At 43.7% G+C, this 25,121-nt stretch carries 26 protein-coding genes; 5 read left to right on the top strand and 21 right to left on the bottom strand.

Annotated elements, in window-relative coordinates; translation table 11 throughout:
- Positions 1 to 23: 23 nt before the first annotated feature.
- Entirely contained in the window at positions 24 to 1,049 is a 1,026-nt protein-coding gene (gene ddcP / locus MOB98_RS20240; protein ID WP_268367264.1) for a protease DdcP, read from the bottom strand.
- Between the two features lies 1 nt (position 1,050).
- Positions 1,051 to 1,833 (bottom strand): patatin family protein, encoded by a 783-nt coding sequence (locus tag MOB98_RS20235; protein ID WP_268360017.1) that lies wholly within the window; start codon positions 1,831 to 1,833, stop codon positions 1,051 to 1,053.
- 180 nt (positions 1,834 to 2,013) lie between these two features.
- On the opposite strand from MOB98_RS20235, the gene spoVV reads away from it, so the two are divergent.
- Complete coding sequence (spoVV, locus tag MOB98_RS20230) at positions 2,014 to 3,240, top strand: dipicolinic acid transporter SpoVV (RefSeq protein WP_268360018.1); 1,227 nt, start codon at positions 2,014 to 2,016, stop codon at positions 3,238 to 3,240.
- A gap of 10 nt (positions 3,241 to 3,250) precedes the next feature.
- On the opposite strand, the gene coaD is transcribed toward spoVV, so the two are convergent.
- The 8 genes from coaD to MOB98_RS20190 all read right to left on the bottom strand — a co-directional run bounded on the left by coaD (position 3,251) and on the right by MOB98_RS20190 (position 7,933).
- On the bottom strand, positions 3,251 to 3,736 hold the full coding sequence (coaD, locus tag MOB98_RS20225; protein ID WP_268360019.1) for a pantetheine-phosphate adenylyltransferase: 486 nt from the start codon (positions 3,734 to 3,736) through the stop codon (positions 3,251 to 3,253).
- Positions 3,737 to 3,740: 4 nt separating this feature from the next.
- Positions 3,741 to 4,295 (bottom strand): 16S rRNA (guanine(966)-N(2))-methyltransferase RsmD, encoded by a 555-nt coding sequence (gene rsmD / locus MOB98_RS20220; protein ID WP_268360020.1) that lies wholly within the window; start codon positions 4,293 to 4,295, stop codon positions 3,741 to 3,743.
- A gap of 325 nt (positions 4,296 to 4,620) precedes the next feature.
- Positions 4,621 to 4,893 carry a YlbG family protein gene (locus MOB98_RS20215; RefSeq protein WP_268360021.1) on the bottom strand — a complete coding sequence of 91 codons (273 nt, stop codon included), beginning with the start codon at positions 4,891 to 4,893 and terminating at the stop codon, positions 4,621 to 4,623.
- A gap of 54 nt (positions 4,894 to 4,947) precedes the next feature.
- Positions 4,948 to 5,397, bottom strand: coding sequence for a regulatory iron-sulfur-containing complex subunit RicF (gene ricF, locus MOB98_RS20210; RefSeq protein ID WP_003221370.1), 450 nt, complete (start codon positions 5,395 to 5,397; stop codon positions 4,948 to 4,950).
- A 106-nt stretch (positions 5,398 to 5,503) separates the two neighbouring features.
- A complete protein-coding gene (locus MOB98_RS20205; protein ID WP_014113693.1) occupies positions 5,504 to 5,743 on the bottom strand; it encodes a YlbE-like family protein in 240 nt (79 codons plus the stop codon).
- Positions 5,744 to 5,758: 15 nt separating this feature from the next.
- The gene (locus tag MOB98_RS20200) at positions 5,759 to 6,157 is read right to left on the bottom strand and encodes a YlbD family protein (RefSeq protein WP_268360022.1); all 399 of its coding nucleotides are present in this window, start codon (positions 6,155 to 6,157) and stop codon (positions 5,759 to 5,761) included.
- 207 nt (positions 6,158 to 6,364) lie between these two features.
- On the bottom strand, positions 6,365 to 7,405 hold the full coding sequence (locus MOB98_RS20195) for a CAP domain-containing protein (RefSeq protein WP_268360023.1): 1,041 nt from the start codon (positions 7,403 to 7,405) through the stop codon (positions 6,365 to 6,367).
- Between the two features lie 81 nt (positions 7,406 to 7,486).
- Positions 7,487 to 7,933 carry a CBS domain-containing protein gene (locus MOB98_RS20190; protein WP_268360024.1) on the bottom strand — a complete coding sequence of 149 codons (447 nt, stop codon included), beginning with the start codon at positions 7,931 to 7,933 and terminating at the stop codon, positions 7,487 to 7,489.
- A 139-nt stretch (positions 7,934 to 8,072) separates the two neighbouring features.
- Here MOB98_RS20190 and MOB98_RS20185 point away from each other — a divergent pair, with 139 nt between their 5' ends.
- Positions 8,073 to 8,435, top strand: coding sequence for a YugN family protein (locus MOB98_RS20185; protein WP_268360025.1), 363 nt, complete (start codon positions 8,073 to 8,075; stop codon positions 8,433 to 8,435).
- 31 nt (positions 8,436 to 8,466) lie between these two features.
- On the opposite strand, the gene ctaG is transcribed toward MOB98_RS20185, so the two are convergent.
- The 6 genes from ctaG to cyoE all read right to left on the bottom strand — a co-directional run bounded on the left by ctaG (position 8,467) and on the right by cyoE (position 14,474).
- Positions 8,467 to 9,360: a cytochrome c oxidase assembly factor CtaG gene (gene ctaG / locus MOB98_RS20180; RefSeq protein ID WP_268360026.1), complete on the bottom strand. Its 894-nt coding sequence runs from the start codon at positions 9,358 to 9,360 to the stop codon at positions 8,467 to 8,469.
- Positions 9,361 to 9,386: 26 nt separating this feature from the next.
- Positions 9,387 to 9,719: a cytochrome c oxidase subunit IVB gene (gene ctaF, locus MOB98_RS20175; protein ID WP_268360027.1), complete on the bottom strand. Its 333-nt coding sequence runs from the start codon at positions 9,717 to 9,719 to the stop codon at positions 9,387 to 9,389.
- Between the two features lie 2 nt (positions 9,720 to 9,721).
- Complete coding sequence (ctaE, locus tag MOB98_RS20170; RefSeq protein WP_003221354.1) at positions 9,722 to 10,345, bottom strand: cytochrome c oxidase subunit III; 624 nt, start codon at positions 10,343 to 10,345, stop codon at positions 9,722 to 9,724.
- Positions 10,345 to 12,213 (bottom strand): cytochrome c oxidase subunit I, encoded by a 1,869-nt coding sequence (ctaD, locus tag MOB98_RS20165; protein ID WP_268360028.1) that lies wholly within the window; start codon positions 12,211 to 12,213, stop codon positions 10,345 to 10,347. Before ctaD ends, ctaE begins: the two co-directional genes overlap by 1 nt.
- A 32-nt stretch (positions 12,214 to 12,245) precedes the next feature.
- Positions 12,246 to 13,316, bottom strand: a complete 1,071-nt coding sequence (coxB, locus tag MOB98_RS20160; RefSeq protein WP_268360029.1) for a cytochrome c oxidase subunit II — start codon at positions 13,314 to 13,316, stop codon at positions 12,246 to 12,248.
- Between the two features lie 240 nt (positions 13,317 to 13,556).
- On the bottom strand, positions 13,557 to 14,474 hold the full coding sequence (cyoE, locus tag MOB98_RS20155) for a heme o synthase (RefSeq protein WP_003221348.1): 918 nt from the start codon (positions 14,472 to 14,474) through the stop codon (positions 13,557 to 13,559).
- A gap of 353 nt (positions 14,475 to 14,827) precedes the next feature.
- Between cyoE and ctaA the strand changes: the two genes are divergently transcribed.
- Positions 14,828 to 15,748: a heme A synthase CtaA gene (ctaA, locus tag MOB98_RS20150; protein ID WP_268360030.1), complete on the top strand. Its 921-nt coding sequence runs from the start codon at positions 14,828 to 14,830 to the stop codon at positions 15,746 to 15,748.
- Between the two features lie 345 nt (positions 15,749 to 16,093).
- Here ctaA and pyc read toward each other — a convergent pair whose 3' ends face one another.
- The 4 genes from pyc to glsA all read right to left on the bottom strand — a co-directional run bounded on the left by pyc (position 16,094) and on the right by glsA (position 22,341).
- The gene (gene pyc / locus MOB98_RS20145) at positions 16,094 to 19,540 is read right to left on the bottom strand and encodes a pyruvate carboxylase (protein ID WP_268360031.1); all 3,447 of its coding nucleotides are present in this window, start codon (positions 19,538 to 19,540) and stop codon (positions 16,094 to 16,096) included.
- A 74-nt stretch (positions 19,541 to 19,614) separates the two neighbouring features.
- Positions 19,615 to 20,826 (bottom strand): cell division protein FtsW, encoded by a 1,212-nt coding sequence (gene ftsW, locus MOB98_RS20140; protein WP_268360032.1) that lies wholly within the window; start codon positions 20,824 to 20,826, stop codon positions 19,615 to 19,617.
- A 206-nt stretch (positions 20,827 to 21,032) separates the two neighbouring features.
- A complete protein-coding gene (locus tag MOB98_RS20135; protein ID WP_003245286.1) occupies positions 21,033 to 21,314 on the bottom strand; it encodes a YlaN family protein in 282 nt (93 codons plus the stop codon).
- 97 nt (positions 21,315 to 21,411) lie between these two features.
- Positions 21,412 to 22,341: a glutaminase A gene (gene glsA, locus MOB98_RS20130; RefSeq protein ID WP_268360033.1), complete on the bottom strand. Its 930-nt coding sequence runs from the start codon at positions 22,339 to 22,341 to the stop codon at positions 21,412 to 21,414.
- A gap of 102 nt (positions 22,342 to 22,443) precedes the next feature.
- On the opposite strand from glsA, the gene MOB98_RS20125 reads away from it, so the two are divergent.
- Positions 22,444 to 22,929, top strand: coding sequence for a peptidyl-prolyl cis-trans isomerase (locus MOB98_RS20125; protein ID WP_268360034.1), 486 nt, complete (start codon positions 22,444 to 22,446; stop codon positions 22,927 to 22,929).
- Positions 22,930 to 22,931: 2 nt separating this feature from the next.
- Here MOB98_RS20125 and MOB98_RS20120 read toward each other — a convergent pair whose 3' ends face one another.
- A complete protein-coding gene (locus MOB98_RS20120) occupies positions 22,932 to 24,260 on the bottom strand; it encodes a PhoH family protein (RefSeq protein ID WP_268360035.1) in 1,329 nt (442 codons plus the stop codon).
- 155 nt (positions 24,261 to 24,415) lie between these two features.
- Here MOB98_RS20120 and MOB98_RS20115 point away from each other — a divergent pair, with 155 nt between their 5' ends.
- Positions 24,416 to 25,045 carry a YhcN/YlaJ family sporulation lipoprotein gene (locus MOB98_RS20115; protein ID WP_268360036.1) on the top strand — a complete coding sequence of 210 codons (630 nt, stop codon included), beginning with the start codon at positions 24,416 to 24,418 and terminating at the stop codon, positions 25,043 to 25,045.
- Positions 25,046 to 25,121 lie beyond the last annotated feature (76 nt).

Raw genomic sequence — 25,121 nt, 5'->3', positions numbered from 1 at the left:
CAAAAACGGGGGTCAGTCCCTACTCAGGTGCTTTTCGCTTTCAGCTTATTCAAATAATCAATTGCATCCTGCATCGTATCAACAGGCACAATTTTCATGTCTGAATCAATGTCTTTTGCTGTTTTCACTGCATTTTTATAATCAGAATTGCTGGTGCCGTTTTGATTTGGCGCGAAGAAAATATCTTTTCCGGCTTTGTCTGCGGCGACGACTTTTTGATCAATGCCGCCGATCGGGCCTACTGTTCCGTCAACATCAATCGTACCTGTTCCTGCAATTTCGTAGCCTTTTGTTTCGTCTGTTTTTGTCAGCTGATTATAGATTTCAAGTGACATCATTAACCCTGCTGACGGGCCGCCGATATTTTCTATTTCAAAATCAATATCGGGCTTCACTTTCACGTTTCTGTCCGTATAGAGCGAAACACCGATTCCTGCCCGTTCCGGCTCATCAGGAAATTGTTTTAACGTAAGGGTGACGTTCTTTTCTTTTTCTTCTCTTTCTATTTTCAACGTAACTTGATCTCCCGCTTTTTTGCTGCTGATATAATTAATCAGCTTTTCAGCAGACTGATAGCTTTTGCCGTCTGCGCTGATGATTTTATCACCGACTTCTATTTTCCCTTTTGCAGGCATGTTTTCTACAACTGAGCTTGCGTAAATGCCGTTAAAGGAATAGGTGACTTTTTTCCCTGCCTTTTGATAGGCCGCTATAACGGCGTTTTCTTGCGAGCTTTTCATCATTTGGAGCTGCCTTTTCATATACTCCTCATCTGATTCGCCTTCTTCCTTGATGCTTTCATCAGGAACAATTTCATAATAAGGGTGCATCTTTGCCCACACATATGTAAATGGATTAGCCGGTCCCACTTTGACAGTCATTAAGGACAAACTCCCTTTTTCCGGATAGCCTCCCTCCACCTTTATGAGTGAAGCAAGCTCCGTCGCTTCTCCCGGTTTTGTAATATAGTATGGAAGTTTTATAAATGATAAAACGGCAATCAGAATGAGGATGACAAGCATCCAGCTAAAATGTTTTTTACGTAGCAAATTATGAGCCCTCCCAATTCTCTATTTCTTTTTTTATCTGGCTGATCATTCGGTTTGTCGCCTCCTCGCCTGCCGATATCATTTCATCAATATTGGCAAACGAGCTGGAGCTGTATGTTTCAAGAGAAGGGCGAATCATGATATCAGCGGCAATCGTTTGATGTCGTACAAGTTCATTTTGCAGTATATCCATACTTTGCATAATCACATCAAAAATATGCGCCGCCGTTTCGGTTTTTCTAACCCTGGAGACATCTGAAGCGATGATAATATCAGCCCCCATGTCCTTTACTACTGAAACCGGAATTCGGTCGACAACCGCACCGTCTACAAGAAGCCGCCCATCCAGCTTCTGGGGAATAAAAATACCCGGTATGCTGATGCTGGCCCGCACCGCATCTGACACTGATCCTTTGCGGAACACAATTTTTTCTCCGGTCTGTAAATCACACGCAACAATGCCCAGCGGGATTTGAAGCTCTTCGATCGGTTTTCCGAATGTATACGCATGCACAAGCTGCCTGACGCGGTCACCTTTTAAAAAGCCGAGCCGCGGCACCGTATAATCAGCATAAAGCCGCCGTTTAAAGGCCTTGGCGACTTTTTTCATCGTTGCCACGTCATGGCCGGCGGCATAAAAACTGCCCACCAAAGCGCCCATGCTGCTTCCCGCAATCATATCCACTTCAATTTGGTGCTTATGTAAACTGGAAAGCACACCGAGATGAGCGAGCCCCCTGGCCCCTCCCGATCCTAACGCTAACCCGATTTTCGGTTTGGCCAACGCGTTAACCTCCTGCCTGAATTCCCTGTATACCGAATTCTATGGTCTAAACTGAACCCCTATGCTCGTATATTAGTACAAAGAATCAAGAGGACAGGTACTGCTTGGCCGTTTCGTGTCATACATTATTTTATCATGATATATATGTCATTGGGCATTTTTAGCATCGGGGAGGTAAGAATGAACTTGTCGAAGATTAATACACTTTTGATTGCTTCGTTTTTTCTTTTCTTAACAGCGACTGTCATCTCACATCCGCAGGCCTCATTCGAAGCCTCTAAAACCGGGCTTTCTATGTGGTGGGAGGTTGTGTTTCCGTCGTTGCTGCCATTTTTTATTCTGTCTGAACTCTTAATCGGATTTGGCATCGTGCGGTTTGTCGGTGTTTTGCTAGAGCCTTTTATGCGGCCGATCTTTCGTGTGCCGGGTGTCGGCGGCTTCGTGCTTGCTATGGGAATGGCATCAGGAAACCCGGCGGGGGCAAAACTCACTGCCCGTCTGCGGCAGGAAAAACAGATTTCAAGAGTTGAGGCAGAAAGGCTTGCGTCGTTTACCAATTCTTCTAACCCGCTCTTTATTTTTGGCGCGGTCGCCGTCGGTTTCTTTCAAAATGCATCATTAGGCATTTTATTGGCTTCTGCGCATTATTTGGGGAACCTGGCTGTCGGTTTAACGATGCGTTCCTACGGCCGTAAGGAAGAGCAGCATCTCAGAAGGAAAAAAACGATCCCTTTTCCTTCGATCAAAGATGCTTTACACGCCCTCCACGCGGCCAGGCTTGCAGAGAAACGACCACTGGGCAAAATATTAGGCGACGCTGTGACATCTTCTGTTCAAACGCTTCTTATGGTAGGCGGCTTTATTATTTTATTTTCTGTCTTTAACCGGCTGTTGTCCGTCGTTCAGCTGACAGATGTTCTGTCTGTTTTCACAAAAGGCGCGCTGGCCTTGTTTCAGCTTCCGGCTCAATTGGACATTCCTCTTTTGTCAGGGATGTTTGAAATCACGTTAGGAAGCAAGCTTGTCAGCGAGACGGATGTTTCTCTACTTCAAAAAGCCATTATCGTCAGCTTTATTCTCGGGTTTAGCGGCTTTTCCGTTCAAGCCCAGGTGGCAGGTATTTTATCAGAAACCGATATCAGATTTAAACCATTTTTTATTGCACGTTTACTGCAGGGCGTTTATGCTGCTGTTTTCGTCATGCTTTTATGGAAACCTCTATACATGGCATGGCATGATCCGTATCAATATGTATTCAAATCTCTTAATAGCGGCGAAATGCCAACAGCGCTTATAAATGGCTGGAATCTGCTTGTACAGGTTGGACCTGCTGTCACATTGTGCGCGCTGTTTACGTACATTATCATTTTTTCTTACAGACTGACAAACGGAACAAAAAAAGGATGAGTCAAAACCCTCATCCTTGTCTGAATTTTTGCTGAAGCGCCAGCTCTACTTCAGGCGGAACAAACTCTGATACCGAGCCATTGTATCTCGCCACTTCTTTTACGATGCTTGAACTTAAAAACGAATATTGGTTATTTGTCATCATAAAAAACGTCTCAATGGATTCATCAAGCACACGGTTTACGGATGTCCCCTGCATCTCGTATTCAAAATCTGATACCGCTCTCAGGCCTCTTAAAATCGCTTTCGCATTTTTCTTTTTTGCATAATCAATTAACAGCCCTTGCGACGTTTCAACTGTTATATTCGGAATGTCTTTTGTTACTTCTCTCAAAAGCTCACAACGCTCTTCAACACTGAACAAAGGCTTTTTTGAAGAATTATTAAGCACACATACATACACTTGTTCAAAAATATGCGCCCCGCGTCTGATGATGTCCAGATGCCCATAGGTCACCGGATCAAAACTGCCGGGACAGACAGCTATACTCGCCACAACACTACCCCCTCTTTTTATAAATCGCCACCCCTGTAAGCCCATAGGTTTCTTTTCTTGTCATCACAAGATCTCCTACAGTTTCGGGAAGCGCAACGTCTTTGTCATGCTCAGCAACGATAAAGCCGTCTTCTTCCAGCATTTGATATTCGTCAATCATCGTTAAGAGCGCTTTTAGCTTCTGTTCCTTATACGGCGGATCAAGAAATATGCCGTGAAAGCCAGTTTCTCTTTTGGCGGCAGCGTGCAGGGCCCGTTCTGCATCATTGCGGTACACCTGTGCTTGTTTTGTAAGCTCAAGTGTTTTTAAATTGGATTTTACCGTTTGAATCGCTTTAAAATCACGGTCAACAAATATGCAATGCTCAAACCCGCGTGAAAGCGCTTCGATTCCTAGTCCTCCGCTCCCCGCGAATAAGTCTAGTCCCCTGCCTCCGTCAAAATAAGGGCCGATCATATTGAAAATGGATTCCTTCACTTTATCGGTTGTCGGTCTTGTTGATGTTCCCGGCACAGCCTTTAGTGAACGGCCTTTTTTTGATCCAGAAATTACTCTCATGTTCCACACCACTTTTTCTAAAAGCTTTTTTTGTTTCTAGGTTCGGCCGTACGCCGCTATGTACATAGAAAAAAATCAATCCTATCTTAACATAAAGCATTCTTTCAAACAATGAACGCCAATCTTCATAAACCGGTGTATAGGCAGACTGATCCTTGTCCATACTAAAAGCAACAGCATCTAGAGGATGTTGTTGCCAACCGCGGAGAAGACTTACGTTTCCCCATAAGTTCTTCCTCCGGTTTCTCCTCTCCCTTTGCCTTCTCCTTAACATGTTAAGGAATAGAAGGACCCCGCAGAAGCCTGCGGGGATTTTTTTATACAGCTATATTCCAATTTTATAATCGTATTCTTTTGCTTTATCAAGCTTTGACTCGAATTCCAATTTTAAAAACGGTTTATAAGAAGGCTCCACTTTTTTCACGAACGAATAAGATGCGACCTTGTCCATTGTTTTTTCAATTTGGTCCATATCGCAATACAGCACGACATACTTTAAGCGTTTTGATACATAGTGTACATTTCCGAACTTCCTCAGCATTTTGCTGTGCTTTAAGGAATGCAGATACACAATCATGCCCTGGCGCCTATTCTCCAATACAATCACCTGCCTGATTTCTCTTATATGTAAAAGACGAGACGGCCAGTCTCGTCAGGATACTTTGCATCCGCAGCTTCCGCCTGAACCGCAGCCGCCTCCGCATGAAGACAAACCGTCAAAATATGGGTTCCCAGTCGGAACTTTCACATGCTCTGAAACAGCTGTCCCGATCTCGACGCTAACCTCATCAAGAATAGACTGGAGCTCATTTTCAGCTCTCTTGAAGTCAGCCACCTTATCGTTCAGATCCAGCTCCCGCTTGATCTCCCTCATTTTCCGGGATATTTCTCTATAGTCAGGATGATATTTGCCAAAACGCTGTACATCCTCATACTGCTCTTTTATTTTGATAAAAGAACGAATAATCCGCCCTGCCTCTTCATCTTCCTGGAGACGCTTGTAACAATTGCGGTAGTTCTCAGCCGTCTCCGACTGAAGAATCATCTCGGCAAGCTGCTGAGCTTCACTTTGAAGCCGCACGGATTCCATCGTCGCATACATAACACGCACCTCCAGTTGTTAGTTTACCATGAAACCAGCCAATTGGAAAATGCTTAACCGCAGCCCGTAAACAATCTCACGAAAAAAGGCCCTCATTCAGGGCCTTTTAATCTTTTGTCCGCATCGCTTGAAACATTTGCATCATCATTTGCGCCATTTGAATTCCGTTTGTAAATTGGTTCACCCGGTGCGGTATGGTTTTTTCATAAAAGTTCATCATCTCAAGCTGAAAGGAGGACAGATCATCCGGTTTTCTCGAAAGCCTGCGGTACCATATCGGCTGTTCTCTAATGAACCGTTTCCGTTCTTCGTTTGCTAAAATAAATTCCTGAACCTCTTTGCGCATATAAGCTCCCCTTTTTTAATCCTTTCGAAAAGAAAAAGGATGCTGTCCAGACCCTGGCTGAGATTGCTTCTGGCTGCTTCCGGAAAATGTATGAAGAAGACTTTGCAACGACGAGATGGACTGGCTCATTTTATTGATTTGTTCGTTCATTTGATTGACATCCATCTTTTTCACCGCTGTCACCATTTTAGAGACAAAATCATTTTTTTGTGTTGTTTCAGGCACAGCTTCCGCAGCTTCTTCCGGTTCCCGATATGGATCCCAAATCGGGTCGCTCTCCCCGAAGAGGACCCAATTTTCATATACGTCCTGCCAGCTTCTTTGTTCTTTACGCACTTCTTTTATCAGCTTGGGATGCTTTTTGACGAATTGTTTAAAGTCATTGATAGAATGATTGGCATGTTGATTCGCCACAATCCTCACCCCCTCCGAAAATCGATACCTACTACAATGTATCGTTTTGTGAAGCATTGTGTTCGCCTATATTCATTCAGGATTGAATTTTCTGCTTTAACCCATATCCTCTCCTAAAAAGCCGTTATTGAAGGCTTCCGTGCCCTCAAGCCGTCCAGCCTTTCAGGAAATAAAAAAGCCGCGGAACCATTCGTCCGAGGCTTTTCATTACCATCGTTTAATAAAATTTTGGGTGTAATATTTTCGGTCTACTCCGACTCCAAGATGCGTATAATCTGAATTCAGAAGCGCTTTTCGATGCCCTTCACTATTCAGCCAGCCTTCTACAGCGGCCGGACCGTCTACATAATTGTATGCGATATTTTCTCCCGCTTGCTGAAAGTCAACATGCCCTTTTTCTAAGCGGTCTTTCAGCGTGCCGTATTTTTTGGAGACATGGGAGAAATAATTATTTTCTTTCATATCCTCACTATGTCCGAAGGCCACTTCCGCCGTCGGCTGATCCCACTCAAGCTTCGCAAGCCCATGTTTAACACGTATGACATTCGTCAAATCAAGTATTTGCTTTTCGCTCGTCGTTTGGATCTTTTTCCACTTATCATCTGAAACGGCTTTCGGTTTAATTAATTCACCGCGGTACACAACCTCATAAGGTCTTTGCTTTACAAAGGTTTGCGCATCAAACGCCCTGATGCTGGACAGCTTCCCCTCAAATTTGTCCATATACAGCTGGACATACATCTTTCCAACCTTTACAGTCGGCCGGGTGTTGATATCCTCTTCAGAAAACTCAAACCGATAGGAATTTCCTTTATACTCTACATTCACAAACGGTGCTACCTGGGTCGTCTTGAATACGTCTCCGGTTGATTCTCCAATTTTGAAAGGCTTGGCATTAATATCATTTCCTGCCGCAAATAATGTAACCACTTTATTGTTTAATACCCCGATTTGGATATATTGGTCTTTTCCTTGATTGTATACCCACCAATCGTAATCATAAGCTGAAGGGTCAATGCGTTCAGGTTCCCCCAGCTTTTTCGTTACATCATCGGCGGACTTGCCCATAAAGGACAATAATCCTGAAGTCGGCATATGTATTCGTTTGCCGCTTTGCGCTTCCTCGTTCGATACTTGAGGCTCGCTGTCATTTGATTTCTTTTCAGGAACAGATCCATATTGAATAAACAGAACATAAGTTCCGCAGATAATCAAGAGGATAACCATTGCTCTCAATATATTTTTCAATCTATCACCCCCGTGCGAATCCATGTCTTGCTTTACATCTCATTACAATACAGCCTATTTAACATGTCAAAGATTTATGTGTTAATGAAAAAAGCCTTCTTCTCTGTTATCACCCTCGGAAATATCCGATAAGGCATTGCCGGCACGTTCATTCGTTTGCTCAGATAATGCTAGATCGCCAAGTGTGACCATTCCAGTCAGCTTTTTGTTTTTTGTAACAGGTATTCTCCTGAGCTGATGTGATGCCATCAAATGAAGAACCTCATCGACTGAAGCATCTTCCTCCACACTAACAGGTTTTTCAGTCATCGCGTCAGTGATTTTTTGCGAATTCGGTTTTTTGATCGCAATTCCTCTTAACACGAGATCACGGTCGGTTACGATGCCGACCAGTGTTTCTCCGTCCTCATCAACTACCGGAATCGCACCTACATTCGCATCCTTCATCTTTACTGCAGCTTCATATACATTATCTAATACCGTACAATATTGCAAGTCGGCCGTCATCAGATCTTTTATTTTTGTCATCCGTATAACCTCCTTTTGTCTAGTGCTATTGTCGTCAAAATTTATTTTTTGCATACTTTCAAAAGAAGAAGATTCATTGAAAGTTTAACGCTTTCATACTATGATTGTCAGGAAAGGTAATTTTTATAAGGAGGGGTCAGTGTTGAAGTTTACTGAAAGCGGACTTGAAGGGGTAAAGGCTGAGCTCAGCTGGCTGGATGACTTGATGGAAAGCAAAGGTCTCATCAGAGCGGGGCAATGGGATTACGAAAGAGTCACCTATGACAGGAAGTTTTCGACGATTGAGGGTACGTTTTATCTTCGGATTCAAGGCATTGCGACAGAGGGCGATGTTGGAAGCGGCCGCGCCGTGATTCAATTAACGTCCCCTCTTTTAGGCAAGCATTACTACCCCCACGGTGTAGAATATGGAGAAACAGAAGACTTTCCCGTACAAGTTGTGACAAAAAGCAAGGCACTGATTCAGGACATATCCGACATGTTAAAAACAGTTCAAATGTAATGAAAAGGTACAGCATATTCTGCTGTACCTTTTATGATATCGTCTGCTGAATATAAGGCGGTTCCTCCTGCCCGTCCTTTTCTCTTTCTTTCTTCACCCATTGAAAAAAAACAATCGCCAAAAAAGTCCCGTACACAATTTCCTGAATGATTTTCATCATGACTGCTCCGAGCTGCTGATCCTCTAACAAAGGCAGTGTATTAAATATTTCCGGTCCTGTTAATGGGACCTGCCCCATCATATCCGCGGGCACACAAAGCTTCATTGCCTCAGCCCACGCAGACGGATCAGTATAGGTGGCGTATAATGGCGCGCCGCTGAACATAATCAGCGCGCAAGCGGGCGTGAGCAGCATACCGTCCGCCATAATATATCCCAGCTTCATCAAGCCGCTGAGCTGCCGGAGACGCTCCACCTTATGAACCAGCGGCCACCACATCAAAAACGAAAGCACAAAGATGAGCCAAGTCATTAATGTGTGGTAAAGCGAATCCGTTTTGACAGTATCAAATATAAGCGGAACATGATAGAAGGAAAAAATGCCGTTAAATAAAAGCAAAGCAATTAAAGGCGTCGTGAGTAATGAAAAAATCGGTTTAATGGCAGGCCTGAAAATGACTTTCTCCCAAAGCCATGCAGGAATGCCTGCGATTAATAGCGGCGGGACGACCAAATAAAGGACAGCCATCTGCACCATGTGCGCGCTGAACATAATATGCCCGAGCAAATCAACCGGGCTTCCCTCGGCTGCATATAAAAACAGCATCGCCGACAGAAAGCACACCATCTCTTTACCAGTTATTCGATTTGGCTTTGAAGACATTCGCCTGTAAAAATAAAGATAAAGCACCGTAATGCCTAAAAGGATACAAAAAAGATAAGGGCTCCACATCGCGCGAAACCCAAATACCTCTAATTGATTCATTACTTCACCTCCGGCGGCTGTTCAAATTACCACCATATAATTGTGACAAACGCTAACACAGTGATAAACGCGACAAACACCCCTGAATACAGAAACAATGCCGGCGCCTCATGCCCTTTTTGATTCATATGCATGAAATAATACAGCTGGAAGATGACTTGAATGGCAGCAAGCAGAATAATGAAAGGAATCGTAAACCAGCTGCCGACACCGTCCGTTGCCACAGTCAGAAATGCAACGATCGTAAGACCGATCATTAAACCAAAAGACAAAACCTGATATTTCATCTCTTGAGCGTGCTTCTTTTTCTTAAATTCAAGGTCGCTGTTAATTTGCCCCCTGCTTTTTTTACCGACCATGTTTATCCCACCATCCCCATTAAATATACAACGGTAAAGATGAAGACCCACACGACATCAATAAAGTGCCAATAAAGGCTGGCAACATAAAACTTAGGCGCCGTATACAGGTTCAGCCCCCTCTTGGCATTGCGGATCATCAGCGTACTGATCCACATAAGCCCAAATGCTACGTGGGCGCCGTGTGTACCGACAAGCGTGTAAAAGGCGGAACCGAGCGCAGAGCTTGTAATGGTAAAGCCAAACTCATGGGTGTAATGCTTAAACTCATAGATTTCCAGTCCTAAAAAGCCCGCCCCCAATAAGATCGTAATTCCCAGCCAAAGCTGCATTTTGCCGAAGGAAAAGTTCTTCATGTGGTACATTGCGTACACACTCGTTAAACTGCTCGTTAATAGCAGCATTGTGGCGATAAATACAAGAGTTACATCGAACATTTCCGTTGTAGGCGGATCACCGGCGTTTGAATTCCGGAGTGCGAGAAACGTGGCAAAGAGAGACGCGAACAGAACAGTCTCTCCCCCAAGAAAAAGCCAAAAGCCTAAAAATTTATTTTTCCCCTCCAGTGTTACTTTTTCGGGAGAAGCTGGAAAGGTTTCTGCGGTGAATTTTTCTTCAATTTGCATTATGCCTTCACCCCTTTATCATCGTTCGGCAGTTCCTCTTTATGAATGTGATAGCCGTGGTCATCAATTACTGAGCGAAGCAGCATCGTAATAAATGTGATGCCGAGTCCGATAAAGATCACTGGCAGGCCCCACGCGTGATCGGCTCTGTACAGCAGCCCGAACGCTGCGACAAAGAGACCGAACGAAATGATGAACGGCAGGATTGAGCCATTCGGCATATGAATATCATCAACCGGTTCTGCCGGCGTCATTGATTTGTGGCCCGCTTGCTTCTCGATCCAAAACGGATCAAGCCCTCTGACAAAAGGAAGCTGTTTAAAGTTATATTCCGGCGGCGGTGAAGAAACGGTCCATTCAAGCGTACGTCCGTCCTGCCATGGATCGGCTCCGACATATTCACCTTTTACAGATGTCAAAATGACATTGATCAAAAGAAGAATAACAGCTGCCGCCATAAAGAACGCCCCGATCGTACTGATCAAGTTGCCGGTTTCAAGACCCTGGCCTGGCAAAAACGTATAAACCCGGCGCGGCATCCCCATCAAACCGACAAAATGCTGAATGAAAAACGTGAGATGAAAGCCGATAAAAAACAATACAAATGAAATTTTCCCCATCGTTTCATGCAGAATCTTACCGAACATTTTCGGCCACCAGAAATGAACACCTGCTAGAAGGCCGAATACCACACCGCCAATAATGACGTAGTGGAAGTGTGCCACTACAAAATACGTATCATGGAACTGATAATCAGCAGCTGCCGCTGCCAGCATGACCCCTGTTACACCGCCGAGCACGAAGGACGGAATAAATGAGACGGCATACAGCATAGCAGTTGTATACTTTACATTTCCTCCCCAGATCGTCAAAAGCCAGTTAAAAATTTTAATCCCGGTCGGAATCGCGATAGCCATTGTCGCAACTGCAAAAATCGCATTTGCAATCGGCCCGAGACCTGTCGTAAACATGTGGTGCACCCAAACCATAAAGCCCAAAAAGCCAATGAGCACGATGGCAAAAACCATTGAAGAATACCCAAACAAACGCTTTCTGGCGAACACAGGAATGACCTCTGAAAAAATACCGAATGCAGGCAAAATTAAGATATACACTTCCGGATGGCCAAAGATCCAAAACAAATGCTCCCAAATGACCGTATTCCCGCCAAGCTCCGGATTAAAGAAATTGGTGCCGAACAGCCGATCAAGCATCATCAGAGCCAATCCGACGGTAAGCGGCGGAAATGCAAACAAAATCAATGCCGAGGCCACAAATGTCGTCCATGTAAACAAAGGCAGTCTCATGTACGTCATCCCCGGGGCCCTCATATTGATAATCGTGGCCAAAAAGTTAATCCCGGCTATCAGCGTCCCGAGCCCCGATATTTGCAGTCCGAGGACGAAAAAGTCGATGCCGTGCCCTGCTGAATGAAGCGAAAGTGAGGCATATGACGTCCAGCCCGCGTCTGGCGCTCCGCCCAAAAACCAGCTTAGATTTAAGAAAATGCCTCCGAAAAAGAAGAGCCAAAAACCTAGCGCATTTAGGAATGGAAACGAAACATCCCGAGCCCCGATCTGCAAAGGCACGACCGCATTCATTAAGGCAAATAAGAGCGGCATCGCAGCCAGAAAGATCATTGTCGTTCCATGCATCGTCATCACTTCATTGTACATTTGGGCGCTGAGAAAATCATTTTCCGGCTTTGCCAGCTGGATTCTGATAAACATCGCCTCTATACCCCCGACAACAAAGAAGAGTCCCCCTGCCACTAAGTAAAGAATTGCAATTTTTTTATGGTCCACCGTCGTCAAATAATCCCAAAGCATAGATCCGCGCGTCCGCTTTTCTGTAAGCGCATTCAACATATGTGACCTCCCCCAATATCTCCCTTTCTTCCCTACTTGCTTTCCGATTTTAACCCTTTTAAGTATTCATAAAGCGCATCTGATTCACTGTCTGAGAGCTTCGGATATGTTCCTGTCATTTTGTTCCCAGGCTTTATGCTCTCAGGATCCTTCAGCCAAGCCTTCACATTTTCTTCGTTGGACTCTTTCACCCCTGCTACCTTTGCCCTTTCACCGAAGGTCGCCAGGTTAGGAGCGGTTCTCGCTGCTTCTGCACGCTTATCATTCGGCTCTACCGCATGGCAGCTCAGGCAGTTCTTCTCTTTAAACAGTTCTTCGCCCTGCTTAGCCAGATCGCTCTCAGCTGTAGACTTATAGTTTTTCATTTCTTTTGTCCAGCCCTTAAATTCTTTTGCAGACATCGTCTTTACCTTAAAGTCCATCAGCGCGTGTGAAGGACCGCAAAGCTCTGCACACTTCCCAAAAAACATATCTCCTGCCTCTTTGCTTCGTTTTGAATCAAATGTCAGGAAAAACTTATTTTCATTATCCGTATTCGTATCAAGCTTTCCTCCAACTGAAGGAATCCAGAAGGAATGTTTGACATCTGAGGCTTTTAAATTAAAATATACACGCTGGTCAGTCGGCACAATCAGCTCCTGGCTTGTAATAATGCCGTAATCAGGGTATTCAAACTCCCACCAGTATAAATTTGCCCGGACATTGACTACGAGAGCATCCTCGGCTTTTCGGCCTTTCTTATCCATCGGTGATGTATCCGCAAGCTCAAGCGTATATAATACGACAGGGATCACAAGAATAATAAGCAGCAAAATAGGGATCACGGTCCATGTGATTTCTAAGATTTTATTCCCCTCTACCTGTTTCGGTATTGTATTCTCACCGACCCGTGACCTTCTGAATCTCACAATCACATAAAAGAAGATAACAGATACTACTGCAACAACAACCACCATAATCAATGTACTGAGCACTGTCAGGTCATACTGTTTATCAGCCACCTCGCCAGCAGGCTTGAGCGTGGATAAAAAAGGTTTTCCACATCCGCTTAATAGAAGCGGCACTAAGGCTAATAATGAAATAAGACGCCAATGCTTTACCATTTCACCCAACCCCTTTTCTCTTCAATACAAAGGCGGAGAGCAGATCGACATTCACCGCAATCCAGCCTGCCACCAATAAAGCACTTACATTTCCTCTTCTCTTAAATTATGAGTGTTTTTACTCAAAATGCCATCTATGTATAAAAGTAAAGCCGCCTGATTAAACAAGAGGTCAAGGCGGCATTTACTAGTTGTCATCGTTTATTTTGAAGCGATAAAACAAGCAACGTATCTATTTTTTTAGAAAAGAGTCAAGACAACCATGGCAACGAAATAGATTGTCATGTAATTAAGCGAGTAAACAAACATCTGTGTTGCCCACTTCATGATATTCTTGGACCGGAAGCCCATCAAGCCGAGAATCAGCCAGCCGATATTCAACAGCAAGCCGAGGATGACAATCGGAAGACCAAGGCTTCCAAGGAAAAACGGAAGCGGCATCAGACACGCAACCCAGACAATAATTTGCCTTTTTGTCACTTCAAATCCGTATACGACAGGAAGCATCGGAATATTTGCAGCCCTGTAATCCTCGGTTTTCTTAATAGCCAGTGCTAAGAAATGAGGAATCTGCCAAATAAATAAAATCATGAATAATACCCATGCCACGACACCGATATTGCCTTCCACTGCTGTCCACCCAATAAGCGGCGGCACTGCGCCGGAAACACTTCCTACTACGGTGTTAATCGTATAGCGGCGTTTCGTCCACATTGTGTACAACACAACATACGTAAAGACTCCGATAAAACCGATAACAGCAGCCATGACAGTTGTCATCAGCAGCATAATCAATCCTAAAGCAACCAGTAAAATTCCAGACCATAATGCCTGATTCGGCTGAATTTTACCCGTAACCGTAGGTCTTACTTTCGTGCGCTCCATAACATGGTCAATATCCCGGTCATACCAGTTATTGATCGCGCAGGAGCCCGCAATAATCAGAGAAGACCCGATTAATGTAAGAAGAACGGTGTTTATATTGCCTAAAAAACTTAAACCGGAAATATGCAGTGCAAGCCACATTCCAGTAAAAGTCGTGATGAGATTAGAATTGACGATCCCTATTTTAATAAGGGACAGAAAATCTTTCCACGCCGTTGTTTCTTCAATTTGTCCGTCTATAGCTGTATCATTTAAGATTCTGGAGTTAGCCATAACGTAAACCTCCCTTACAAACCTAACGCAGGAGAATAAAAAACCTGCAACTCTATCATACAAGATAACATCTTGTAAAAAAACATCCTATTAAATATTAAACGACAAACAGGAATTTATTTGTGAACTTTTTATGAATTTTACATAAAGCTGAAGGCAATCGCCAAATCGGCAATGCGTTTACCTTATTTCTATCAGACCCGGCATGAATAATCAAGGGTACATTTTCCGGAAGCCGCCATTCTATTATATTTTTGTGAACAAAGGGCTCTAAGAATTGCCACAAAACACATATTCGCTTACACTTGGTACGTATATAAAATTGCAGCAGTATGTTAAGAAGGTGAATATTAATGAATAAAGCATTAAAAGCTCTCGGTGTTCTGACAACATTTGTCATGCTGATTGTTTTAATCGGGGGTGCCCTCGTTACAAAAACTGGTTCCGGCCAAGGATGCGGCAGACAATGGCCGTTGTGTCACGGCCGTTTTTTCCCTGAACTGAATCCAGCTTCAATTATTGAATGGAGCCACAGATTTGCAAGCGGGATTTCTATTATCCTTGTGTTAAGCCTTGCATTTTGGTCATGGAAAAAAATCACGCCTATTTTTCGTGAAACAACGTTTCTCGCGATTATGTCTATTATCTTTTTATTTCTGCAGGCATTGCTTGGCGCATTGGCTGTCGTATTCGGTTCAAACGCGCTGATTATGGCGCTTCACTTTGGCATCTCATTGATATCTTTCGCTTCAGTGCTCATTTTGACATTGCTCATATTTGAAGCCGATAAATCAGTGAGAAAACTGGTTAAACCGCTTCAAATCGGCAAAAAAATGCAATTTCACATGATAGGAATTTTAATATATTCCTATATCGTTGTGTATACAGGCGCATATGTAAGACATACAGAATCCAGTTTGGCGTGTCCTGATGTGCCGCTGTGCAGTCCGCTAAACAATGGGCTTCCGACTCAATTCCATGAATGGGTGCAAATGGGCCACAGAGCAGCAGCCCTGCTGCTGTTTGTATGGATTATTGTTGCTGCTGTTCATGCTATTACTTCCTATAAAGATCAAAAACAGATCTTTTGGGGCTGGATCGCATGTCTTATTTTTATCATATTACAGGCGCTGTCCGGTATTATGATCGTGTATACTGAATTAGCTCTGGGCTTTGCACTTGCCCACTCGTTCTTTATTGCCTGCCTGTTTGGCGTTCTATGCTATTTCTTATTATTAATTGCACGCTTCCGTTATGAATCCAGACAAGCATAATGATTCTAGACCAAAGCTTCCTATGCTTTGGTCTTTTTTATGTCATGTTTTTTGCCGCTTCATACGGTTCATTGACAGTCTCCGCTGAACCTGATGATCACGCTGCAATCGTATCTAGCGTCATCTTAAGCATCAGTTCATCCATCAGCCTACGAAACATATGTAACGCTTCATATATGCAAATAAAGTCCCCTATTGCCGCGCCACACTAAAAAACAGATAGTGTCAAAAAGAAATATTCATGGTTCATATCATACTTCAAATTCACCAACAATTTTCATTTGTTTCACTCTGTTTTTTCAGAAAATAAAAGAGTGTATATCAAATGATATACACTCCGATTGATTATGCTTTTTCAATTTCGAGAAGCAGATCTCCCGTTTGGATCGGCTCGCCATTTTTCACATGAACCTGCTTGATTGTTCCTGAGAAAGGCGCCTGAACCGTTGTTTCCATTTTCATCGCTTCATTGATCATCAAATGATCACCTTTATTTACTTTTGTGCCTGCTTCAGTCAATACCTTAATAACCGTTCCAGGCATGGAAGCTGCGATGTGGCTTGGATTTGTCCGGTCCGCTTTCAGCCTTTCCTGAACGGAAGACTTGATGCTTTCATCTTTAATAACAACCTCACGCGGCTGTCCGTTCAGTTCGAAATAAACGACACGAGTGGCATCAGGCTGCGGCTCACCGATTGAAATCAGCTTGACAATCAGCGTTTTCCCGCGCTCAATTTCCACTTCTATTTCTTCACCTAAAGTCATGCCATAGAAGAATGTCGGCGTATCTAACACAGAAATGTCTCCATAGCTTTCCGCAGTTTTCACATACTCGGAGAAGACTTTAGGATAAAGGGCATATGCCACAGCATCTTGATCAGAAATCTCCAAGTTATGCTGCTCTTTAAATTCCTGTTTGATCGCTTCAAAGGATACCGGCTCTAACAGTTCTCCCGGTCTGACCGTAATCGGTTCCTGTCCTTTTAAGACCAGCTTTTGGAGTTTTTCCGGGAATCCGCCATGAGGCTGGCCGATATTACCTTTGAAAAGCTCCACTACAGAATCAGGGAAATCTAATGACTCGCCTTTTTCGTAAACGTCCTTTTCAGTCAGATTGTTTTGCACCATATAGAGCGCCATGTCTCCGACTACTTTAGAGGAAGGCGTGACCTTCACGATATCACCAAACATATCGTTGACGCGTCTGTACATTTCTTTGACTTCATTCCAGCGGCCGCCAAGGCCTACTCCCTTCGCCTGCTGCTGCAGGTTGCTGTATTGGCCTCCAGGCATTTCGTGCTCATAAATTTCAGTATGCGGAGACTTCATTCCGCTTTCAAATTCACTATAGTATTTACGTACTGATTCCCAGTACTGAGACAGCAATTCAACGTTTTGAACATTCATTTCCGGACGGCGGGCATCACCTTCCATTGCATGGTAAAAACCGCTCGCGCTAGGCTGTGACGTTAATCCAGCCATTGAGCTGACCGCCACATCAATGATATCAACGCCGGCTTCAACAGCTTTTGCATACATATAAATACCGTTGCCGCTCGTATCATGCGTATGTAGGTGAACCGGAATATCGATCGACTCTTTCAACGCAGAAACGAGTTCATATGCAGCCTGCGGTTTTAACAGTCCAGCCATATCTTTAATTCCGAGAATATGGGCTCCGGCAGCCTCAAGCTCCTTCGCCATCGACGTATAATAAGCAAGATCATATTTCGTGCGGTTCTTGTCAAGGATATCTCCAGTATAACAAATCGCAGCTTCTGCCACTTTGCCGGTATCGCGAACAGCATCAATGGCTAAGGTCATACCCTTTACCCAATTTAAGCTGTCGAATATACGGAACACATCAATACCGGATTGAGCAGATTGTTTCACAAATTCTTTAATCACATTGTCCGGATAATTCGTATAGCCGACTGCGTTTGATGAACGAAGCAGCATCTGGAATAAGGTATTCGGCACTTCCTTGCGAAGGTCCTCCAAACGTTTCCACGGGTCTTCTTTCAGGAATCGGTAAGCTACATCGAAGGTTGCGCCTCCCCACATTTCCATGCTGAATAGCTCAGGCCATAACGCAGCCGTCGGATTCGCGATTTTTTTCAAATCATGCGATCTGAATCTCGTCGCCAATAACGATTGGTGGGCATCCCTGAATGTCGTATCTGTTAAAAGGACCGATTTTTGTTCCTTAACCCATTTTGCAAGCCCTTCAGCACCCTTTTCATCAAGAATTTGTTTTGTGCCTCTCGCAGGCTGCTGATCAACGTCTACTTTTACGTTTATCGGCTTGTCAAACGCCGGTTTTTCTTTTTTCCCGATTCCAGGGAACCCGTTCACGGTCACATTGCCGATGTAAGTGAGCATTTTCGTTCCGCGGTCTTTCTGTTTAGGGAAAATAAATAATTCAGGTGTTGTATCAATGAAAGACGTATCATATTGTCCTGTCAGGAACTTCTCATGCTTTGCAACGTTCTCAAGGAACGGAATGTTTGTTTTAATGCCTCTGATTCTAAACTCCTGAAGGTTTCGGACCATTTTGGCCGCCGCCTGTTCAAACGTCAAAGCCCAAGTTGAAAGCTTAACAAGCAGTGAATCATAATACGGTGTGATCACGGCGCCTTGGAAGCTGTTTCCTGTATCAAGCCGGACACCAAAACCGCCGCCTGAGCGATAAGCCATAATTTTTCCTGTATCAGGCATGAAATCATTTTGCGGATCCTCAGTCGTCACCCGTGACTGAATGGCATAGCCGATTGTGAAAATGTCCTTTTGTTCAGGAATATTTACTTTTTTGCTGTGAAGGCTGTGCCCTTGGGCAACAAGGATCTGCGTTTGAACGATATCGACACCTGTAATCATTTCTGTAATCGTATGTTCAACTTGTACACGAGGGTTTACTTCGATAAAGTAGAACTCATTGTTTGCAACAAGGAATTCAACCGTACCCGCGTTTATATAATTTACATTTTTCGCTAGCGCAACAGCCGCTTCACAAATCTGATCTCTTAATTCAGGAGAAAGCGAGACACTCGGTGCCACTTCAATAACTTTCTGGTGGCGTCTTTGAACAGAGCAATCCCTCTCAAAAAGGTGGACGACATTGCCCTGCTTGTCTCCAATAACCTGAACCTCAATATGTTTCGGATTTTCAATCAATTTTTCTACATATACTTCGTCATTGCCAAAAGCTGCTTTTGCCTCTGATTTTGCACGCTCATATGCTTCTTTGACTTCACTTTCAGATCTGACAATCCGCATACCCCGGCCTCCGCCGCCAAGCGAAGCTTTGATGATAATCGGATAACCGTTAGCTCGTCCAAATTGTTCGACAGCTTCGAGCGTTTCTGCAGGGCCGTCGCTTCCCGGAATAACAGGAATGCCGGCTTTTTCTGCCTGCTCACGCGCTTTTACCTTGTCACCAAACATATCTAGATGTTCGGATTTTGGACCAATGAACACAATGCCTTCTTCTTCGCATCGTTTTGCGAAATGAATATTTTCAGATAAGAAACCGTATCCCGGATGAATCGCATCAACTTTGTTTCTTTTCGCAATATCAATGATACCTTCAATATCCAGGTAAGCATCAATTGGTTTTTTCCCTTCACCGACCAGGTATGCTTCATCTGCTTTATACCGATGGTAGGAACCGGAATCTTCTTTTGAATAGACGGCAACTGTGCGAATATTTAACTCGGTACATGCCCGGAATATTCGGATTGCAATTTCTCCCCTGTTTGCTACTAATACTTTTTGTATCGATTGCTGAGACAAACTTTTCTCCCCCTTACCCGAATGGAATATAATCTATCATAGCGGAATATCCTTCCCCTGTACACACTTGTTTTTTACAGATAAACAGTTTTTTTGAGCTGTTTCTTTTTCATTCCCTTCGGCGCCAAGGCCTCTCTCTTTTTCTTATTCTCTGAATATTTCACAAACATGCTGATATTCGCTAGTATCCCCATACTCCCCAGCAGCAGCACTAAAGAAGAGCCCCCATAACTGATAAATGGCAGCGTAACCCCGGTAATCGGAATTAATCCGCTGACACCGCCAAGGTTAATAAACGATTGTATGGCAATCATGCTCGAAATGCCGATTGCTAGAAGACTTCCAAACGGATCCTCGCATTTTCTGGCTATATAAAAGCCTTTTATGACGATAAACCCCAACAGGAAAATCACAAACAGTACCCCAAAAATACCGAGTTCTTCAGCAATGACAGCCATAATAAAGTCAGTGTGCGATTCAGGCAGATATCCGTATTTTTGGATACTTTCACCGAGTCCCAGACCGAAAATGCCGCCTGAGCCTATCGCATAGTAAGAATTGATTACTTGTAAGCCTGATGAATTTGCATATTTAAATGGGTCTTCAAGGCTTTCAAAACGCGCTAAACGGCCTTCAGTTAAAATTTTGTCCTGATTCAAATAGATAATAGGACTCACTAAAATCAAAACAATTCCGCCCAGCAACACAAGCCTCATCAGCGTCTTTCCGCTGAATCCGGAACACAGGATCATGCAAGTCGCAATTAAGCCGATGATCATGGCTGTACCGAAATCTGGCTGCATGGCAATTAAACCGCAAATAACTAGCGTCATGACTACCGGAGGGGCCACTCCCGTCAACAGATGGTCAATATAGCTTTGTTTTTTGGCATATACTGCTGCAAGATATAAAATCACGACCAGCTTAACAAATTCCCCCGGCTGAATACTCATTCCGCCAATTTTAAACCAGCTTTGCGCGTTTCCGGCAACATGCCCGAATACAAACAGGGAGATAAGTGCGAGTACAGAAACAAGCAGTATCCCCTTCTGAAACTTTTGGTGGGCCAGTGCTTTGTAAGGAAACAAAGCCATAAGAATAAAAAGAGCACCACCCGCAATTAAAGCAAACAGCTGCCGCATGAAGAAAAAATTACTGCTAACCCCATATCGAGAGACAGCCGTAATCATGCTAGAGCTGTATACCATCACTAAACCGAATCCGCACAACAAAACAATAGCGAATATCAGTGAGTAATCATAAGATTTTAGCATTTTTTTTAACATAACATCCTCTTCCCTGCTTCAAACTTCCATTGTCTATGGTTTTTATGTATTTCTATTTTTTTATTTTACTACAATTTATCAGACGAGACGAAGAATCTCTATACGATTCGGAAGGAAAATGCAAAAAAAGACCGTCATGAAAGGGATAAGAGAAGAATAGCGGTTATAAAAAAACCCAAACTGTTAAAAAGTTTGAGTTTTATCATTTATTTAGCTGTAAACGCGTCATGTAAAGCTGACAATTCGCGCTCCAATGTGTATAAAAGGTCTTTACCGTCTTTTTCATCAACCAATCCCAGGCGGACAGCAAAATCGATTTCCCTCGAAAGCCCGAACATTTGAGTATCTAATACCTCTTCATATAGAGGACATTGAGGCATCGTTAAGTTATCCATTTGTACTCGGATCAGCTTCAAAATCTTCTCAGCGTCAACTTTTAAGAGCTCAAAAGCTTTTTGCCGATGGTCAACTATCATCTCTGAAGCCAAAAGTATCCCTCCGTTCCCCAGGCGAGTACCTAATTCTTCTATTTATCATAAAGGGTATCAGCAGAAAATGCAAGAGGATTTAAGCAGATGACATAAATTAAAAAATACTCAGCCTGTACCTCTCAGACATTATTTTCAAAAGCTTTACACCTGCAATGCTGTTCCCTTTTTCATCCAATGCCGGGCCAAAAATCCCGATCCCGAAATCGTAAGGCGAAATGCCCATAATCCCTCCGGATACCCCGCTTTTTGCAGGTATTCCGACCTTAATCGCAAATTCCCCGCTTGCATTGTACATTCCGCACGTCACCATAAACGTTTTGCAAATTCTCGCGACATCTTTTGAGATCACTTGCTCCCCAGTCTCAGGGTGTCTGCCGTTCAGCGCAAATACAGATCCGATTTTCGCCAAGTCCAGACTGTTCATCTCAATCGCACATTGCTTCGTATATAAATCCATTACAGCTTCTACATCATCTTCAAAGATGCCGTACTGCTTCATATAATAACACATTGCCCGATTAATCATTGACGTGCTGTATTCGGATTCAGCAACTTCCCGGCAGTATGTAATCTCTTGATTGTTTGTCAGCCTTCTGATAAAAGAAAGCAAATAATCAAGTCTCTCTTTCACCGTTTTCCCTTTAATCAAGCTTGTCACTACCAGTGCCCCGGCATTGATCATAGGGTTTAACGGCTTGCTCGGATTCACTGTTTCCAACTTGATGATTGAATTAAACGGATCACCGGTCGGCTCCTGTCCGACATAGCTGAAGACCTTATCTTTGCCGTATTCCATTAACACCAATGCAAGTGAGAGGACTTTTGATATACTTTGAAGCGTAAACGTTTTTTCTACGTCACCCGCTGACAGACAAGCATTATTGGAATAATAAATCGCCACTGACAGATCATGCTTATCAGCTTTTGCCAAAGCGGGAATATAGCTGGCTACCTCCCCCTTATCCGTCACCTTTTTTGCCTCTTTCACTAAGGCTTCAAGCTCGTCATTATGCCGGCATACCACGCTACCACCCCCGCTCCCTGAGCATTTCAATACACATAATTTGTACACAAAGTGACAATTCATGCGAAAACTTTTATAATTTTGGGAGAAGGGGGTCATAACATGAGTGTTATACAAGTAAAAGGCAATGTTACATATCCGATCACCATTGATCCGAGCGTATGGATTTTTGATGACCGCAAATTTTCGTTTGACCGCAAGGGGGACGGTCAAGAGACACATTTACAATCATCCGGAGATGAATCCGATCTTGATCCAGAACGCGTGATCAGAGAAGGGCGGATTGCGCCTCCGACATTAAAGACGGAAAAACAATACGAAAAGCAAAAACTGATGAACGGCAGTTTCGCAATGAAGCTTGGGACTGTGCTGAAAAATGCCGAGCCGCGCAGCTCCGCGACACAATGCGTATTTGTCACAAGTTCGGGAAAGGCGGCCGTTCCTCTTGCAACCGCTCTGAACAGTATTGTCCATTTCAGTGAGGCAGGCAAGCCGATTCAAGTAGGCGGCCCTGTTCATATTTACTTTGACGATCCAGTTGATCACGAACAGCCGATCACCCATATAAAAGAGATTGAAATCGTATAGCGCTACAGCAGGTCGGCGGCAAGCTGGGCGAGACCAGACCTCTCACCTTTTAACAGCTTCACGCTGCCTGAGATGGGTTGTCCTTTAAACCGCTCAACCACATAGGCTAAGCCATTGTTCAGACTGTCTAAATATGGGTGATCAATTTGTTCAGGGTCGCCCATTAAGACAATTTTACTGCCCTCACCGACTCTCGTCAGCAGCGTTTTCACTTCATGCCTGGTCAAATTTTGCGCTTCATCAATAATAATAAATTGATCCGGAATACTTCTTCCCCTAATATAAGTCAGCGCCTCAACCTGAATTGAGCCAATACCGGACAGAATGGCCTCAAGCTCTCCCGGTTTCTTCGCATTAAACAAAAACTCTAAGTTGTCAAAAATCGGCTGCATCCAAGGCTTAAGCTTTTCCTCTTTTTCACCCGGCAAGTATCCGATGTCCTTGCCAACAGGAACAATGGGTCTTGCGACGACGAGTTTTTTATATATTCCCAAGTCTTCTGTCTGTAATAGCCCCGCCGCCAATGCTAAAAGCGTTTTTCCGGTTCCTGCTTTTCCGATCAGGGTGACGAGCGGAATATCCTCACGCAGCAAAAGCTCTAATGCCATAGTCTGCTGTACATTTTTCGGCCTGATTCCCCATACATGCTCATCATCAAAAACAAGCCTTTTTAAGACCGTGCCCGTTTTATCTGCAATTCCAACCGCTGAGGAAGACCCTCCCAGCTCATCCTTCATTAATGCGAATTGATTCGGATAAAATGCGTGCTGTTTCACATCGTTTACTGAAATTTGATTTTTCCCATAAAAAGAGCTGAACAGCTGCTGGCTGATATATAAATCTTTATAGCCGCTGTACATTTCATCATTGTCCACAACCCGGTCATTTAAAAAATCTTCGGCAAGCAATCCGATCGCGTCCGCTTTCACTCTGACCAATACATCCTTGCTGACGAGGATAACAGGCCTGCCATCTTCCTTCGTTTCTTCCTCGAGGCTTAAGTTTTTCGCAACAGCCAATATACGATTATCGTTCGTCTTTTCAATAAAGATCTCTTGCAGCTGATGAAACGAACGATGATTCAGTTCAATTCTAAGTGTGCCGCCGGTGTGAAGCGGAACTTGCTCATGCAGCCTGCCCTTTTGCCTTAGCGCATCGATCAGCTTAGATACGTGCCTTGCATTCCTCCCAACTTCGTCCATATACCGTTTTTTTGAATCAACCTCTTCTAATACAACAGCAGGGATGACAACCTCATTTTCTTCAAAAGAAAATATCGCGTTAGGATCCTGTAATAACACATTCGTATCTAACACATAAATTTTACTCAAGTCTCAGCCTCCTGATATAAGGGTCAAAGTTCTTCCTGCTTCTCTTACGATGTAAAAAAGGTGAATGCCTGCTAAAATATATGATTTTGTGCATAAAGATAGAAGGTTAATTCAACAATAAAATTATGAATGCATCTCAAGGAGGGAACCCGCAAGTGCGAATTCTTTTCATTATCATACAGCTGACGCTTATTCTGTCCGCATGTGCCTACCAGCAAGGAAGACAGGATCAAAATGTTGAAAAAGAATCAACAAGACAGCAGGAAACCAAACCGATTCACGTAAAGGACACAACTCAGGAGACAAAAGACAATGGAGCAAGAAGGGATATTGCCAAGCATCTTGTCAGCGTTGCCGAAAAAATCCCTGATGTTAAGGATGCAACAGCCGTTGTGCTCGGAGGATATGCCGTTGTGGGAATTGATGTCGATGATACTTTGGACAGGAGCAAGGTGGAAACGATTAAATATTCTGTTGCCCAGGCTCTGAAAAATGATCGATACGGCGCCAACGCAGTTGTCATTGCTGATCCAGATACGGTCAGCCGCCTGAATGAAATGAGCAAAGAAATCAGTGAAGGCCGTCCGGTGACCGGCATATTAGATGAATTGGCTGCAATTGTCGGCCGAGTGCTTCCGGAAGTGCCTAACGATGTCATTGACGATGAAGACGAACCGCAAACAAAGCAGCAAAATGACCAATTAAACAGAAAGCAGCAGCAGAAAATGGAGCAGGAGCAGAACGATCAATCTGACCATCATATGAAAAAGAACAACAATGATTAAGCTATAGCCTTGCGCTTTAGCTTTTTCTTATTTTGGACAGCTTCTGATCCATGCTATAATACATGTTAGTGAAAGA

The organism is Bacillus sp. N13C7, assembly GCF_026790065.1.
Lineage (GTDB): Bacteria > Bacillota > Bacilli > Bacillales > Bacillaceae > Bacillus.
The sequence above is the reverse complement of the archived record's forward strand: the minus strand, read 5'-3'. Positions and strand labels throughout refer to the sequence as shown.